1 protein-coding gene is annotated in these 541 nt (G+C 64.1%); it reads left to right on the forward strand.

Annotated features, from left to right (window positions below; genetic code table 11):
* On the forward strand, nt 1-541 hold a 541-nt coding region (locus BRAS3809_RS30260; RefSeq protein ID WP_035659451.1), incomplete at both ends, for a HAMP domain-containing protein.

Consider the following 541-nt stretch of genomic DNA (forward strand, 5'->3'; position numbering starts at 1 on the left):
CGTGGCCGGCACCTGGAAGGATCTCACCGACAACGTGAACTTCATGGCGTCGAACCTGACGGCGCAGGTGCGCAACATCGCCGACGTTGCCACGGCCATTGCGAGCGGCGATCTGTCGAAGAAGATCACGGTCAACGTCTCCGGCGAGATCCTTCAGCTGAAGGAAACGCTCAACACGATGGTCGATCAGCTCAACGCCTTTGCAGGTGAGGTGACGCGCGTGGCGCGCGAGGTCGGCACTGAAGGGCGGCTCGGCGGCCAGGCCAACGTGCTCGGCGTCGCCGGCACCTGGAAGGACCTGACCGAGAGCGTCAACTCGATGGCGTCGAACCTCACGGCGCAGGTCCGCAACATCGCCGAGGTGACGACGGCTGTCGCGAACGGCGACTTGTCCAAGAAGATCACGGTCGACGTGCGCGGTGAGATCCTCGAGCTGAAGGACACAATCAATACGATGGTCGACCAGCTCAATGCCTTCGCCGGAGAAGTGACGCGCGTCGCGCGCGAGGTCGGTACCGAAGGCAAGCTCGGCGGCCAGGCC

It is taken from the genome of Bradyrhizobium sp. STM 3809 (genome assembly GCF_000239795.1).
GTDB lineage: Bacteria > Pseudomonadota > Alphaproteobacteria > Rhizobiales > Xanthobacteraceae > Bradyrhizobium.